Raw genomic sequence first — 14,368 nt, 5'->3', positions numbered from 1 at the left:
GGCACGGCCCGACGCCCCGAGGCGCCGACGACCAGAGGCGCCAACGAGTAGGGCCCCCGGACGCTTTCACGTCCGGGGGCCCTACTCGTTGGGGTGAGTAACGGGACTTGAACCCGCGACATCCTGGACCACAACCAGGTGCTCTACCAGCTGAGCTATACCCACCATGACCGGTGCTGTGTGGTGTCTTGTTCCCCACCGGCTGAGAAAAGTGTACAGGGTCTGAAGGGGTGCTCGCTCCCGGCTCCGGGGGGAACCGGGAGCGAGCTGCGTCACTACGAGTCCGCGGGCAGGACGTACTTCGCCGCGATGGTCTTCGCGGTGTCCGAGTCCGGGCCGGGCTGCGGCACGAAGACCGCCTCCCGGTAGTAGCGGAGCTCCGCGATGGATTCACGGATGTCCGCCAGCGCGCGATGGTTCCCGTTCTTCTCCGGACTGTTGAAGTACGCCCGCGGGAACCAGCGCCGGGCCAGTTCCTTGACGGACGACACGTCCACGATCCGGTAGTGCAGGTGGCTCTCCAGCTTCGGCATGTCGCGGAGCAGGAAGCCCCGGTCGGTGCCGACGGAGTTGCCGCACAGCGGTGCCCGGCCGGGTTCCGGTACGTGCTGCTTGATGTACTGGAGCACCTGTTCCTGTGCGTCCTCCAGGGTGGTGCCGCTGTCCAGCTCGGCCAGCAGCCCGGAGGAGGTGTGCATCTGGCGCACGACCTCGGGCATGGTGGTCAGGGCCTCGGCCGGGGGGCGGATCACGATGTCCACCCCGTCGCCCAGGACATTCAGCTCCGAGTCGGTGACCAGGGCGGCCACCTCGATGAGCGCGTCGTTCGCCAGCGAGAGCCCGGTCATCTCGCAGTCGATCCACACCATGCGATCGTTCATACGTCTCACCCTACGGGGCGTTCCCGCTGGCTGGGCAGCACCGGGCGGCCCCCCGGCCGTCCGGGGGACTGCTCCGGAAGCCGGGGCGCATAGGCGTCGGATTCCGGTTTGCCCGGTTCCGTCGGCGCGAGAGCCGTGGCCTGGCTGTGCACCGGCTGGCCGTGGCCCGCCGTACTGTGCCCCGGCTGGCCGCCCGACCCGTGCCCGCCCGGAGCGTACCCGCCCTGCGGATGACCGCCCGGCCCGTGCCCGCCCTGCGGGTGACCTTGCGTGTGCCCGCCCGGGCCCATCCCCCCTTGGACATGGCTCGCCGCCTGGCCGTGGTGCAGCTGGCCGTGGCCGGCCGGCAGGTGGCCCGCCGCGGCGGCGGCGAACCGGTCCGCGCCGGCACCGGGGCGCTCGCCGCGCTCCGGCCGGTCCGCCCGGCCTGCCTGCTCGGGCACCCCGTTCTGCGGCCTGCGCGCGCGGTACGCCGCGCGGTAGGCCGCGGGAGAGGCGCCCAACTGCCGCCGGAAGTGGCCGCGCAGCGCGACCGGCGACCGGAAGCCGCAGCGTCCGGCGACCTCGTCCACGGAGTAGTCGGAGGTCTCCAGCAGCCGCTGTGCCTGCAGGACGCGCTGGGTGATCAGCCACTGCAGCGGAGCGCTCCCGGTCAGGGACCGGAAACGGCGGTCGAAGGTGCGGCGGCTCATGTACGCGCGGGCCGCCAGCGTCTCCACGTCGAACTGCTCGTGGAGGTGTTCCAGTGCCCAGGCCACGACCTCGGCGAGCGGATCGGCGCCGATCTCCTCCGGTAATGACCTGTCCAGGTACCTCTGGTGCCCCAGGTCCGACGCGGTGCGCCGGGGCGGGACCACCAGCCGCCGGGCGAGCGCGTTGGCCGCGTCCGCCCCGTGGTCGGTACGGACGATGTGCAGGCACAGGTCGATGCCGGCGGCGGTCCCCGCGGAGGTCAGCACGTCGCCGTCGTCGACGAAGAGCTCGCGGGGATCGACGTGGACGGACGGATAACGCTTGGCGAGCGTCGGCGCGTACATCCAGTGGGTGGTGGCGGGCCGGCCGTCGAGGAGCCCTGCGGCGGCGAGCACGAAGGCCCCCGTGCAGAGCCCGACGATGCGGGCCCCTTCTTCGTGCGCCCGGCGCAGCGCGTCCAGCGCGGCCGGTGGTGGTGCCTGTGTGATGGACCGCCAGGCCGGCACGACGACCGTGCCCGCGCGGGCGATCGCCTCCAGCCCGTAGGGGGCCGACAGTTCGAGCCCCCCGGTGGTGCGCAAAGGCGCATCTTCGCCCGCGCACACAAGTAGTCGGTACCGCGGAACACCCGCGTCCTGGCGGTCGATGCCGAAGACCGAGAGCGGAATGGAGCTCTCGAAAATCGGGCCGCCACTGAAGAGGAGCACCGCGACTATTTCGCGGCGTCGTCGGGCGGCGAGCTTGCGTGCGGCATCTGGTACGGCAGCGGAGTCCTGGCTCATGGCACTTAAGCCCCCCTCGGTCGTCTCGCCCTCTCGGTCCTGCACTGTTCCCCCGCCGTGATTGCCAAGATCGAATCTACTGCGTCCCGTGAGGATGGAGTGCCAAGTTCACCACCCGCTCGTATGTCGATATGGCAACTTGGCGCGAAGCATTCGATCACGAAGCGTTCCACTCGTCGGGCCTGCTGGGAAGTACGCCTCTCGCCTCTGCCCGTAAGCCGTAGGGCACAACCGTGCCCGTCGGTCCTTTCCTCGCAGCTCAGGCCCAGGTTGCCGGTCGCTTTTGCCAAGGGATGCACCCGAACCCGAAGTTGGCCGAAAACGACCCTGGGCAGGCTTGCGAGCGCGTCATTCCTCCGGCGTACGCCCCTCGGAACGGCGCCCGCCGCGGTGGGCACCGGTGCCGGTTCGGCTGTGCCGGCCGCGGTGCGGGGCGATCTCGTCGCCGGACGGCCGGGCCGCGGTGCGTTCGGACTGCCGCAGCAGCGCCCGGCACGCGCAGGTGACCGTCGCCAGCCCGACGGCGGTGCCGGCGGCCCCGGCGGCGGACGAGCCGCACAGGACGAGGACGAGCGGGACCACGGCGCAGCTGAACGCCGCCCAGCGGACGAGATCGCTCACCGGATCGGCTGATGTGTTCGACGGACCGGGCACGGCGTACTCCCTCCAGGCAGGCAGGTACTACAACGGCCGCGGTGGCCATGAGTCACCCCGATGGGTACGTACGGGGGCAGGCCAGGGCATTGCCATCCGGCCCACGCTCCGGCATGCTCCGGGGAATGTTCGAGGGGCGCCACGCGCTGTGCCGCGGCGGGGCCCGGTCCCCGTCTCCCGGCCCCGGTGTCCGCGTCGGGCCCTGTGCAGCAAGGGAGTGGCGCCGTACTCTTGGGGTAAGGCATTGGGAAGATGATTCCCGGTCGTGTTGTTCCCCTTTGAACTATGCGGGCGACCTCTCGATCAAGCCAGCTCAGTCAACTGCCGGATCAAGTCAATCGCCGCTCCCCGTCCGCCCTCCGCAAGGACACCCTTCGCCGAGACACCATGGCCGGTCACGAAATCCCCGAACCCGCGGACCGCAAGCAGGTCGCCGATCCGATGGCTGACCTCGAAGCGGCGGAACAGCCACGTCACTCCTGCGACCCCGCCTTCCGGCACGGTGTCGTGGTCGGCTTCGACGGTTCCACGTCGAGCGAGCGCGCGTTGGCGTATGCAATCGGTATGGCGCGGCGCTCCGGCTCGGGCCTGATCATCGTCCATGTGGCCAATCGGCTGCCCACGACGGTCTGGGCGGGCTGTGAGCCGCCGGTCTTCGTGGACGTGCCCGACCACCGCACCGAGGTGCTGGGTCTGGAGCTGGCCTGCGCCGACTATCTGGCGGAGATCCCGTGGATCCTCGTGGAGCGCGGCGGCGACATCTGCCACGAGCTCGAAGAGGTCGGCCAGGAGTACGAGGCCGACGCGATCGTGGTCGGCTCGACGCACGGCATCGTGGGCCGGATCTTCGGCTCGGTCGCGGGCCGGCTGGCCCGGCGGGCGCAGCGCCCCGTGATCGTGATCCCCTGAGCGTCCTGACTCTGTGTCACCCCGTGGGGCGCGAGGTGAGGGAGTGTCACCAGCCGCGCGGATATGGGCACCCGGCATATCTACTGGCCCGTAGAGGTGGAATGGGCAGCAGTCGCGGGTAGAAATCCGATCAAGTGGGACGCGAACACAGCGTGAACGACAGGACGGCGAAGTGCCGGCGGCCGTGAGTGGCGGCGTCGGCGGAGCCCGGCGGGCGAGTGGGTCCGCGGCCCCGGCCGTCCTCCCGTCAGAAGCGTGCTGCCGCCCGGGAGGTGACGGTTCCCGGGAAGGCGGCCACCGCCGGCGTAAGGGCGACGCCGGCAACAGGGGAGGCGGGTCCCCGCGCGTATGGTGGCACGCGCGGGGCCCCGCCTCCCGCCCCCTTTTTTTCGGGGCGTGTCGTCCGTCCAGGCGGCCCCCCGTATGCCGCCCGTCCCCCGGACGAACGCCCGTGACCGCGGGGGTGGACAGGACCCCCGCGGCACGTCGAACGGCTACTCGACCGTGACCGACTTCGCCAGGTTGCGCGGCTTGTCGATGTCCCGGCCCATGGCCAGGGCCACGTGGTAGGCCAGCAGCTGGAGCGGGATGCCCATCAGGATCGGGTCCAGCTCGTTCTCGTTCTTCGGCACGATGATCGTGTGGTCGGCCTTGTCCTGCTTCTGGTGCGCGACGGCCAGGATGCGGCCGCTGCGGGCCTTGATCTCCTCCATCGCGGCGCGGTTCTTCTCCAGCAGGTCGTCGTCCGGGACGATCGCCACGGTCGGCATGGCCGGCTCGATGAGCGCCAGCGGACCGTGCTTGAGCTCGGACGCCGGGTACGCCTCGGCGTGGATGTAGGAGATCTCCTTGAGCTTGAGGGAGGCCTCGCGGGCGACGGGGTAGCCGCGGACCCGGCCGATGAACATCATCGACTTGGCGTCGGCGTACTCGGCCGCCAGCTTCTTGACCTCGTCCTCCAGCTCCAGGATCTCCTGGATCTGGCCGGGCAGCTTGCGCAGGCCCTCGATGATCCGCTTGCCGTCGGCGACGGACAGGTCGCGGATGCGGCCCAGGTGCAGCGCCAGCAGCCCGAAGGCGACCACGGTGTTGGTGAAGCACTTGGTGGAGACCACGCAGACCTCGGGGCCCGCGTGCACGTACACGCCGCCGTGGGTCTCCCGGGCGATCGCCGAGCCGACCACGTTGACCACGCCGAGGACGCGGGCGCCCTTGCGCTTGAGCTCCTGCACGGCGGCGAGCACGTCGTAGGTCTCACCGGACTGGGAGACCGCGATGTAGAGGGTGTCGGGGTCCACGACCGGGTTGCGGTAGCGGAACTCGGAGGCCGGCTCGGCGTCCGAGGGGATACGGGCCAGCTCCTCGATCATCTGCGCGCCGATCTGGCCCGCGTGGTACGAGGTGCCGCAGCCCAGGATCTTCACCCGGCGGATGGCGCGCGCCTCGCGCGGGTCCAGGTTCAGGCCGCCCAGGTGCACGGTGGAGAAGCGGTCGTCGATCCGCCCGCGCAGCACGCGGTCCACGGCGTCGGCCTGCTCGCAGATCTCCTTGTGCATGTACGTGTCGTGGCCGCCCATGTCGTACGACTCGGCCTCCCACTCCACCGTGGTCGGCTGCGCGGAGGTGTGCGAGCCCTCGGTGGTGTAGGTGCGGTAGTCGTCGGCCTTGATGGTGGCCATCTCGCCGTCGTCGAGGGTGACGACCTGGCGGGTGTGCGAGACCAGCGCGGCGACGTCGGAGGAGACGAACATCTCCTTCTCGCCGATGCCCAGGACGACCGGCGAGCCGTTGCGGGCGACGACGATGCGCTCGGGGAAGTCGGCGTGCAGCACGGCGATGCCGTACGTGCCCTCGATGACCCGCAGGGCCTCGCGGACCTGCTCCTCCAGGGTCGGCGCCTGGGAGCGGCCGATCAGGTGGGCCAGCACCTCGGTGTCGGTCTCGGAGGCGAACTCCACGCCGTCGGCGGTGAGCTTGGCGCGCAGCTCGTCGGCGTTGTCGATGATGCCGTTGTGGACGACGGCGACCTTGCCCTCGGTGTCGACGTGCGGGTGCGCGTTCTCGTCGGTGGGGGCGCCGTGGGTGGCCCAGCGGGTGTGCGCGATGCCGGCGGTGCCCGCGAAGCGCTTGGGCAGCCGGGACTCCAGCTCGCGGACGCGGCCCTTGGCCTTGGCGGTCTTCAGGCCGCCGGCGGCCTTGCCGGTGCCCTTCGCGTGGATGGCGATACCGGCGGAGTCGTACCCGCGGTACTCCAGACGCTGCAGCCCTTCGAGGAGCAGGGGAGCCACGTCCCGCTTACCGATGTAGCCGACGATCCCGCACATGTAGTGACCCTCCCGGTCAGGCGATTGGACAGGTGGCGCACGATGCGGCGCGCGCCGGGGTGCTCGGCCGCTTCAGCCGTAGACGAGGCGGCGCAGCTGGCGCGCCGAGAGGCTGGGCGGGGAGACCGCGCGGTGCGGTAGCTCCTGGCCGATCCGTTCGAAGATCGCCTCGTTGCGCAGTCCCTGGGACTGCAGCTCGCGGTGGCGCCTGCGGACGTAGGCCTCCGTCGTCTCGTCGAAGTACGCGAGCACGTCGAGTACCACCCGGGCAGCCTCGCCGCGCTGTAGCGGCGTGCTGCGCACCAGATGGTCGACGAGGTCCTCATGGGGCGAACGGCGATCGAGCACCCGATGAATACTGATGGGTCACTCTGAGTTTCGCAAGGAACCTGCCCGATATCGGGCAAGCGACACGCCGGATGGCGCCAGACGTGGACTGCACCTTGACCACCAGGGGGGAGAGCGGTACTCAATGTTGACGTTCGGTTGCTCCATGCCACGTACGACGCCCACGCACGGCCCTGCACGATGAGCCCACCGAAGGGAATCTCGTGAGACGAAGCAGACTGTTCTGCTCGCTGCTGCTGGTCGCGGCGGCCGGCCTGTCGACGGCCGGGACGCAGTCCGCCGCGGCCGACCGCGGCAGCCCGTCCGCCCGCCACGCCAAGCCGATAGCCCTCGACCAGGTCATCCCCGCTCCCGCTTCCGTCCGGCCCGGCAAAGACCCGTACACGCTCGGCAAACGGACGCAGATCCGGGTGCCGAAGGCGTCGGCCGAGGTCAGGCGGGTGGCCGGCTACCTGGCGGACATCCTGCGCCCCTCCACCGGCTACCCCCTCCCGGTCACCGGCAAGGACGGCAAGGACGGGATCGTGCTGCGGCTCGGCGGCGGCGACACGAAGAAGCTGGGCGCCGAGGGCTACCGCCTCACCTCCGACCGGCACGCGGTGACGATCACCGCGGCGCGGCCCGCGGGGCTCTTCCACGGCGTGCAGACGCTGCGCCAGCTGCTGCCGCCGTCCATCGAGAAGCGCAGCAAGCAGCACGGCCCCTGGAAGGTCGCCGGCGGCACCATCTCCGACGTCCCGCGCTACGGATACCGCGGTGGGATGATCGATGTCGGCCGGCACTTCTTCACGGTCGAGCAGCTGAAGCGTTACATCGATCAGCTTGCGCTGTACAAGTACAACAAGCTGCATCTGCACCTCACCGACGACCAGGGCTGGCGGCTCCAGATCAATTCCTGGCCGCGGCTGGCCACCTACGGCGGCAGCACCCAGGTCGGCGGCGGCCCCGGCGGCTACTACACCAAGGCCCAGTACCGCGAGATCCTGCGGTACGCCGCCAGCCGCTACATGGAGGTCATCCCCGAGATCGACACCCCGGGGCACACCCAGGCCGCGCTCGCCTCGTACGCGAAGCTGAACTGCAACGGCATCGCACCGCCCATCTACACGGGCGTCGAGGTCGGCTTCAGCTCGCTGTGCGTGCCCAAGAAGATCACGTACGAGTTCCTGGACGACGTCTTCCGCGAGGTCGCGGCGCTGACCCCGGGGCCGTACCTGCACATCGGCGGTGACGAGGCCTACTCCACCAGCCACGCCGACTACCTGACCTTCATGAACAAGGTCCAGCCGCTGGTGACCAAGCACAAGAAGAAGGTCATAGGGTGGCACCAGCTGACCGCCGTCACGCCCGCCAAGGGCGCCGTGGTGCAGTACTGGGGCTACGACAAGACCAGCGCCGCGGAGCGCGCGCAGGTCGTGGCGGCCGCCAAGAAGGGCACCGGCCTCATCCTCTCCCCGGCCGACCGGTCCTACCTCGACATGAAGTACACCAAGGACACCAAGCTGGGTAAGGCATGGGCCGGGTACGTCGAGGTGCGGCGGTCCTACGACTGGAACCCCGCGACCTACCTCAAGGGCGCACCCCAGAAGTCGATCCTCGGCGTCGAGGCCCCCATCTGGACGGAGACCCTCTCCACCAACCAGCACCTGGACTACATGACGTTCCCGCGGATGCCCGGCATCGCGGAGCTGGGCTGGTCCCCGGCGTCCACCCACGACTGGGACACCTACAAGCACCGGCTGGCGTCGCAGGCGCCGCGCTGGGAGGCCAAGGGGTTCGACTACTACAAGTCGCCGCAGGTGCCCTGGCGCAAGTGATCTGAGAGCGGCAACGACGGCAGGGCGGGTCCGGGTTTCCGGGCCCGCCCTGTGCCGTGAGAAGCCGTACGCGCCCTTCCTACAGGCCCAGCTCGCGGGCGATCAGCAGCCGCTGTACCTCGCTCGTCCCTTCGCCGATCTCCAGGATCTTCGAGTCGCGCCACATGCGGGCGACTGGGTACTCGTTCATGAAGCCGTAGCCGCCGTGGATCTGGGTGGCCTCGCGGGCGTTGTCCACCGCGATCTCGGAGGAGTACAGCTTGGCGAGGGCGGCCTCCTTCTTGAAGGGCTCGCCGTGCACCAGGCGGGACGCGGCGTCGCGCCAGGCCAGCCGGGAGGTGTGGGCGCGCAGCTCCATGTCGGCCAGCTTGAACTGGATCGCCTGGTTGGCGCCGATCGGCTTGCCGAAGGCGTGCCGGTCCTTGGCGTACTTGAGCGACTCGTCCACACAGCCCTGGGCCAGGCCGGTGGCCAGCGCCGCTATGGCGATCCGGCCCTCGTCCAGGATGCGCAGGAACTGGGCGTAGCCGCGGCCCTCCGTGCCGAGGAGGTTGCCCACCGGCACCCGTACGTCGGAGAAGGACAGCTCACGGGTGTCCGAGGCGTTCCAGCCGACCTTCGAGTACGGCGCGCCGACCGTGAAGCCCGGGGTACCGGCCGGGACGATGATCGCGGAGATCAGGGGTTTGCCGTCGTCCTTGCGGCCGGTGACGGCGGTGACCGTGACCAGCCCGGTGATGTCGGTGCCGGAGTTGGTGATGAAGCACTTGCTGCCGTTGATCACCCACTCGTCGCCGTCCCGTACGGCCGTGGTCCGCGTGGCGCCCGCGTCCGAGCCGCCGTCCGGTTCGGTCAGACCGAAGGCGCCGAGCACCTCGCCCGTACACATCCGGGGCAGCCACTCGCGCTTCTGCTCCTCGGTACCGAAGTGGTAGACGGGCATGGCGCCGAGCGAGACGCCCGCCTCCAGGGTGATCGCCACCGAGGAGTCGACGCGGGCCAGTTCCTCCAGGGCGACGCCGAGGGCGAGGTAGTCGCCGCCCATGCCGCCGTACTCCTCGGGGAAGGGCAGGCCGAACAGGCCCATCCGGCCCATTTCCCGCACGATCTCGTACGGGAACTCGTGGTGCTCGTAGAACTCGCCGATCTTGGGGGCGACCACGTCGTGGGCGAAGGCCTCGACCGTGCGCCGCAGCTCTTCGAGTTCGGGGGACAGGCGGTGGTCCAGGGACATCGTTCACTCCTTGTGGGAGAGGGCACGGACGGTGCGGGACGGGCTCGGACGGCCCAGCCGCTCGGCCATCCACACGCTTGTGGCGGTGAGACGGCCCAGGTCGACCCCGGTCTCGATGCCGAGGCCGTGCAACATCCACACCAGGTCTTCGGTGGCGAGGTTGCCGGTGGCGCTCTTGGCGTACGGGCAGCCGCCGAGCCCGCCCGCCGACGCGTCGACGGTGGTGACGCCGTGCTGGAGCGCGGCGAGAGTGTTGGCCAGCGCCTGGCCGTACGTGTCATGGAAGTGCACGCCGAGCCGGTCGGTGGGCACCCCCGCCCCGTTCAGCGCGGCGAGCAGCGCCTGTACGTGCCCCGGGGTGGCGACGCCGATGGTGTCGCCGAGGCTCAGCTCGTCGCAGCCCATGTCGAGCAGGGCGCGGCAGACCCGTACGACCTGCGCGACCGGCACCGGGCCCTCCCACGGGTCGCCGAAGCACATGGAGAGGTAGCCGCGGACGTGCGCCCGCTCCTCCTTTGCGCGGGCGACCACCGGGGTGAACATGGCCAGCGATTCCTCGACCGTGCGGTTGAGGTTGGCCTTGGCGAACGACTCGGTGGCGCTGCCGAAGACCGCGATCCGGCGCGCCCCGAGGGCGAGCGCGCGGTCCAGGCCGCGGTCGTTGGGCACCAGGACCGGCAGGTGTACGCCGAGGCCGTCCAGCATCGGGTAGAGCCGCTCCGCGTCGGCGAGCTGCGGCACCCACTTGGGGTGCACGAAGCTGGTCGCCTCGACGGTGGCCAGCCCGGCCCCGGCGAGGCGCCGGACGAACTCGGCCTTGACCTCGGTGGGGACGACGGCGGACTCGTTCTGCAGGCCGTCGCGCGCGCCGACCTCGTGGATGCGGACCCGTGCCGGCAGGCCGGGGGCCGGTACGGGCATCGGAAGTCCGGGTGCGGTCATGTCGCTGCCTCCTCGGCCGGCCCCGCCGCCTGCGCGTCCGGAGCCGTCTCGTGCGGGTCGACGACGGCGAGCACCTGGTCCATGGCGACCGTGCTGCCGGGGGAGACGCCCAGTTCGCTGACGGTGCCGGCGTGCGGCGCCGAGATGACGTGTTCCATCTTCATCGCCTCGACGACCAGCAGCCCCTGCCCCGCGGCCACTTCGTCGCCGACGGCCACCTTCACGACGGTGACCGTGCCGGGCATCGGCGCGGTCAGCGCGTCCATCCCGTGCGCTCCGGCGGCGCCGCGCAGGGTCTCCGCGACCGGGTCGTGGTCCGTCACGTGCCAGGTGTCGCCGTCCCTGCCGAGCCAGTCACCGGACCGGTGGAAGGTGTGCACGACACCGCCGACGGTGACGCGCACCCGGTCGGGCGTGACGTGCCCGCTGCCCGTGGCGTGCACCGGTTCGTGGCCCGGTACCTTCAACCAGTGCGCCACGGGAGCGGCCCGGCCGCCGAGGCGCCAGCCGTCCGGCACGGAGAACGGATCGGTCCAGCCGCCGTCCGGCACCGGCTCCAGCGCCGCGTTCCGTACGGCGGCGGCCGCCGCGTACACCTCCTCGGGCACGTCCCGCGGCACCAGCGCGTCCATCTCGCGCTCGACCAGCCCGGTGTCCAGCTCGCCCGCCGCGACGGCCGGGTGGGCCAGCAGGCGGCGCAGGAAGCCGGTGTTGGTGGGCACTCCGAGCACCACCGTCCCGGCGAGCGCGGCGCTCAGCTTGCGCAGGGCGGTCGCGCGGTCCGGGCCGTACGCGATGACCTTGGAGAGCATCGGGTCGTACAGGCTGCCGACCTCCGTGCCCTCGGCGAGCCCCGAGTCCGTGCGCACGCCGTCGCCGGCCGGCTCGCGCAGCGCGAGCACCGTGCCGCCGGACGGCAGGAAGCCGCGCGCGCCCTCCTTGACCGACACCGTCTCGGCGCAGATCCGGGCCTCGACCGCATGTCCGGTCAGGCGGATGTCCTCCTGCCCGTACGGGAGTTCCTCGCCGGCCGCGACGCGCAGCTGCCACTCGACCAGGTCCAGGCCGGTGACGAACTCCGTGACCGGGTGCTCGACCTGGAGGCGGGTGTTCATCTCCATGAAGTAGTACGACGCGGGGTCGTCGCCCGGCACGATGAACTCGACCGTGCCCGCGCCCCGGTAGCCGCACGAGCGCGCGGCCTGCACGGCGGCCTCGCCCATCGCGGCCCGCGTCGCCTCGTCCAGCAGGACGGACGGCGCCTCCTCGATCACCTTCTGGTGGCGGCGCTGGAGCGAGCACTCGCGCTCGCCGAGGTGCACGACGTTGCCGTGGCCGTCCGCCAGCACCTGGATCTCGATGTGCCGGGGGCGGTCCACCCAGCGCTCGACCAGCAGCGTGTCGTCGCCGAAGGAGCCGCGCGCCTCGCGCCGGGCCGCGGCGATCTCGTCGGCGAGCAGCGCCTCGTCCCGCACCAGCCGCATGCCCTTGCCGCCGCCGCCCGCGGACGGCTTCAGCAGCACCGGCATGCCGATCTCCCGCGAGGCGTCCGCCAGCTGGGCATCGGTCAGGCCGCTGCCCGAGGAGCCGGGCACGACCGGCACACCGGCCGCCCGTACCGTCTCCTTCGCACGGATCTTGTCGCCCATCAGCTCGATCGCCTCGGCGGGCGGCCCGATGAAGACCAGCCCGGCGTCGGCGCAGGCCGCCGCGAACGCGGTGTTCTCGGCGAGGAAGCCGTACCCCGGGTGCACGGCCTGCGCCCCGGTGCGGCGCGCGGCCTCGATGAGGCGGCCGGCGTGCAGATAGCTCTCGGTGGCCGGTGGCGGGCCGATCCGTACGGCCGTGTCGGCCTCGCGCACGTGCCGGGCGTCGGCGTCCGCGTCGCTGAAGACGGCGACCGAACGCACGCCGAGCGCGCGGAGCGTGCGGATGACGCGGACCGCGATCTCGCCGCGGTTGGCGACCAGGACGGTGTCGAACATGCTCATCTGTTCCTTCACTCCCCGCACTCCCTCACATCCGGAAGACGCCGTAGCCCGGCTCGCCCAGCGGCGCGTTGCCGCAGGCGGTCAGCGCCAGGCCCAGCACCCGGCGGGTCTCCAGCGGGTCGATGACCCCGTCGTCCCACAGCCGCGCGGTCGCGTAGTAGGCGCTGCCCTGCGTCTCGTACTGCTCGCGGACCGGCGCCTTGAAGGCGGCCTCCTCCTCGGCGCTCCACTCCTCGCCCCGCGCCTCCAACTGGTCGCGCTTGACGGTCGCGAGGACGGACGCGGCCTGCTCGCCGCCCATCACCGAGATCTTGGCGTTCGGCCACATCCACAGGAAGCGGGGCGAGTAGGCCCGGCCGCACATCGAGTAGTTGCCCGCGCCGTACGAGCCGCCGATGACGACGGTCAGCTTGGGGACCCGGGTGCACGCCACCGCCGTGACCATCTTCGCGCCGTGCTTGGCGATGCCGCCCGCTTCGTAGTCGCGGCCGACCATGAAGCCGGAGATGTTCTGGAGGAAGACCAGCGGGATGCCGCGCTGGTCGCACAGCTCGACGAAGTGGGCGCCCTTCTGGGCGGACTCGGAGAACAGGATGCCGTTGTTGGCGACGATGCCGACCGGGTGGCCGTGGATGCGGGCGAAGCCGGTGACCAGCGTCGTGCCGTACTCGGCCTTGAACTCGGCGAAGCGCGAACCGTCCACGACGCGCGCGATGACCTCGCGTACGTCATAGGGCGTACGGGAGTCGGCGGGCACCGCGCCGTACAGCCCGGCCGGATCGACCTTGGGTTCCTCTATGGGGCGCACCGTCCAGGGCAGCGGGCCGCGGTCGCCGAGCGTGGAGACGATGGTGCGCACGATGCGCAGCGCGTGCGCGTCGTCCTCGGCGAGGTGGTCGGTGACACCGGACGTACGGGAGTGCACCTCGCCGCCGCCCAGCTCCTCGGCCGTGACGACCTCGCCGGTCGCGGCCTTCACCAGCGGCGGCCCGCCCAGGAAGATCGTGCCCTGGTTCCGCACGATCACGGCCTCGTCGCTCATCGCCGGCACGTAGGCGCCGCCCGCCGTGCAGGAGCCGAGGACCGCAGCGATCTGCGGGATGCCGGCGCCGGACATCCGGGCCTGGTTGTAGAAGATCCGCCCGAAGTGCTCGCGGTCGGGGAAGACCTCGTCCTGCATCGGCAGGAAGGCGCCGCCCGAGTCGACCAGGTACAGGCACGGCAGGCGGTTCTCCAGCGCCACCTCCTGGGCGCGCAGGTGCTTCTTGACCGTCATCGGGTAGTACGTGCCGCCCTTGACCGTGGCGTCGTTGGCGACGATCACCGTTTCGCGGCCGGAGACCCGGCCGACGCCCGCGATGACGCCCGCGGCCGGCGCGGCGCCGCCGTACATCCCCTCCGCCGCCAGCGGCGCCAGCTCCAGGAAGGGCGAGCCGGGGTCCAGCAGCGCGTCCACCCGGTCGCGGGGCAGCAGCTTGCCGCGCGCCGTGTGCCGGGCCCTGGCCTTCTCGCCGCCGCCCAGGCGGGCCGCGGCGAGGCGGTCGCGCAGCTCCTCGGCCAGCTCCTGGTGGGCGGCCTCGTTGGCACGCCAGGCGTCCGAGGCGGGGTCCGCCGTGCTGTCCAGCACCGGCGCCTGCTCCGTCGGGTCCATGCGCATCCGTCCCCCCGTCCGGGTCGGCTCCATCGCTACCGGCTCCATCGCTAGGGCTCCCTCACTCGGCTGCCACGGACGTCGGGGTGGCCCGGCGGTTGACCGGCGCCGCCGGTTAATGGGCGTTAACTCCATTCCCCTC

At 71.3% G+C, this 14,368-nt stretch carries 11 protein-coding genes and 1 tRNA gene; 2 read left to right on the top strand and 10 right to left on the bottom strand.

The genetic code is table 11. The features are described from left to right. Positions 1-89 precede the first annotated feature (89 nt). The 4 genes from ACH4K4_RS09905 to ACH4K4_RS09890 form a co-directional block, all read right to left on the bottom strand. A tRNA-His gene (locus ACH4K4_RS09905) sits at positions 90-165 on the bottom strand. A gap of 110 nt (positions 166-275) precedes the next feature. After that, complete coding sequence (gene orn / locus ACH4K4_RS09900) at positions 276-881, bottom strand: oligoribonuclease (RefSeq protein ID WP_398166100.1); 606 nt, start codon at positions 879-881, stop codon at positions 276-278. A gap of 5 nt (positions 882-886) precedes the next feature. Then, positions 887-2,356 (bottom strand): GlxA family transcriptional regulator, encoded by a 1,470-nt coding sequence (locus tag ACH4K4_RS09895; protein ID WP_398166099.1) that lies wholly within the window; start codon positions 2,354-2,356, stop codon positions 887-889. 348 nt (positions 2,357-2,704) lie between these two features. Further along, on the bottom strand, positions 2,705-2,977 hold the full coding sequence (locus ACH4K4_RS09890) for a hypothetical protein (protein ID WP_360122936.1): 273 nt from the start codon (positions 2,975-2,977) through the stop codon (positions 2,705-2,707). Positions 2,978-3,397: 420 nt separating this feature from the next. Between ACH4K4_RS09890 and ACH4K4_RS09885 the strand changes: the two genes are divergently transcribed. Continuing rightward, positions 3,398-3,919, top strand: coding sequence for a universal stress protein (locus ACH4K4_RS09885; protein WP_398166097.1), 522 nt, complete (start codon positions 3,398-3,400; stop codon positions 3,917-3,919). A 494-nt stretch (positions 3,920-4,413) separates the two neighbouring features. Here the strand turns inward: ACH4K4_RS09885 and glmS are convergent, their stop codons facing one another. Both glmS and ACH4K4_RS09875 read right to left on the bottom strand, forming a co-directional pair. Then, positions 4,414-6,243: a glutamine--fructose-6-phosphate transaminase (isomerizing) gene (glmS, locus tag ACH4K4_RS09880; protein WP_398166095.1), complete on the bottom strand. Its 1,830-nt coding sequence runs from the start codon at positions 6,241-6,243 to the stop codon at positions 4,414-4,416. Between the two features lie 72 nt (positions 6,244-6,315). Beyond that, complete coding sequence (locus ACH4K4_RS09875) at positions 6,316-6,591, bottom strand: hypothetical protein (protein ID WP_398166093.1); 276 nt, start codon at positions 6,589-6,591, stop codon at positions 6,316-6,318. A gap of 203 nt (positions 6,592-6,794) precedes the next feature. On the opposite strand from ACH4K4_RS09875, the gene ACH4K4_RS09870 reads away from it, so the two are divergent. Further along, positions 6,795-8,408 carry a beta-N-acetylhexosaminidase gene (locus tag ACH4K4_RS09870; RefSeq protein ID WP_398166092.1) on the top strand — a complete coding sequence of 538 codons (1,614 nt, stop codon included), beginning with the start codon at positions 6,795-6,797 and terminating at the stop codon, positions 8,406-8,408. A 79-nt stretch (positions 8,409-8,487) separates the two neighbouring features. On the opposite strand, the gene ACH4K4_RS09865 is transcribed toward ACH4K4_RS09870, so the two are convergent. Genes ACH4K4_RS09865 through ACH4K4_RS09850 form a run of 4 tightly spaced genes read right to left on the bottom strand, consistent with a single transcriptional unit; the run spans position 8,488 to position 14,232 of the window. After that, positions 8,488-9,642 (bottom strand): acyl-CoA dehydrogenase family protein, encoded by a 1,155-nt coding sequence (locus ACH4K4_RS09865; RefSeq protein WP_398166091.1) that lies wholly within the window; start codon positions 9,640-9,642, stop codon positions 8,488-8,490. 3 nt (positions 9,643-9,645) lie between these two features. Continuing rightward, positions 9,646-10,584 (bottom strand): hydroxymethylglutaryl-CoA lyase, encoded by a 939-nt coding sequence (locus tag ACH4K4_RS09860; RefSeq protein ID WP_398166090.1) that lies wholly within the window; start codon positions 10,582-10,584, stop codon positions 9,646-9,648. Continuing rightward, on the bottom strand, positions 10,581-12,569 hold the full coding sequence (locus ACH4K4_RS09855; protein WP_398166326.1) for an acetyl/propionyl/methylcrotonyl-CoA carboxylase subunit alpha: 1,989 nt from the start codon (positions 12,567-12,569) through the stop codon (positions 10,581-10,583). Before ACH4K4_RS09855 ends, ACH4K4_RS09860 begins: the two co-directional genes overlap by 4 nt. A gap of 31 nt (positions 12,570-12,600) precedes the next feature. After that, entirely contained in the window at positions 12,601-14,232 is a 1,632-nt protein-coding gene (locus ACH4K4_RS09850) for a carboxyl transferase domain-containing protein (RefSeq protein ID WP_398166325.1), read from the bottom strand. Positions 14,233-14,368: the final 136 nt, after the last annotated feature.

The sequence above is a fragment of the Streptomyces sp. NPDC017529 genome (assembly GCF_044329785.1).
Taxonomy (GTDB): domain Bacteria; phylum Actinomycetota; class Actinomycetes; order Streptomycetales; family Streptomycetaceae; genus Streptomyces.
Note: the sequence above shows the minus strand (reverse complement) of the source record. Positions and strands in the feature narration are given on the sequence as shown.

Coding starts and splice junctions, on each gene's coding strand:
- glmS (WP_398166095.1), bottom strand. CDS start 6,243: ATGTGCGGGATCGTCGGCTACATCGGTAAGCGGGACGTGGCTCCCCTG.
- ACH4K4_RS09885 (WP_398166097.1), top strand. CDS start 3,398: ATGGCCGGTCACGAAATCCCCGAACCCGCGGACCGCAAGCAGGTCGCC.
- orn (WP_398166100.1), bottom strand. CDS start 881: ATGAACGATCGCATGGTGTGGATCGACTGCGAGATGACCGGGCTCTCG.
- ACH4K4_RS09855 (WP_398166326.1), bottom strand. CDS start 12,569: ATGTTCGACACCGTCCTGGTCGCCAACCGCGGCGAGATCGCGGTCCGC.
- ACH4K4_RS09895 (WP_398166099.1), bottom strand. CDS start 2,356: ATGAGCCAGGACTCCGCTGCCGTACCAGATGCCGCACGCAAGCTCGCC.
- ACH4K4_RS09865 (WP_398166091.1), bottom strand. CDS start 9,642: ATGTCCCTGGACCACCGCCTGTCCCCCGAACTCGAAGAGCTGCGGCGC.
- ACH4K4_RS09850 (WP_398166325.1), bottom strand. CDS start 14,232: ATGCGCATGGACCCGACGGAGCAGGCGCCGGTGCTGGACAGCACGGCG.
- ACH4K4_RS09860 (WP_398166090.1), bottom strand. CDS start 10,584: ATGACCGCACCCGGACTTCCGATGCCCGTACCGGCCCCCGGCCTGCCG.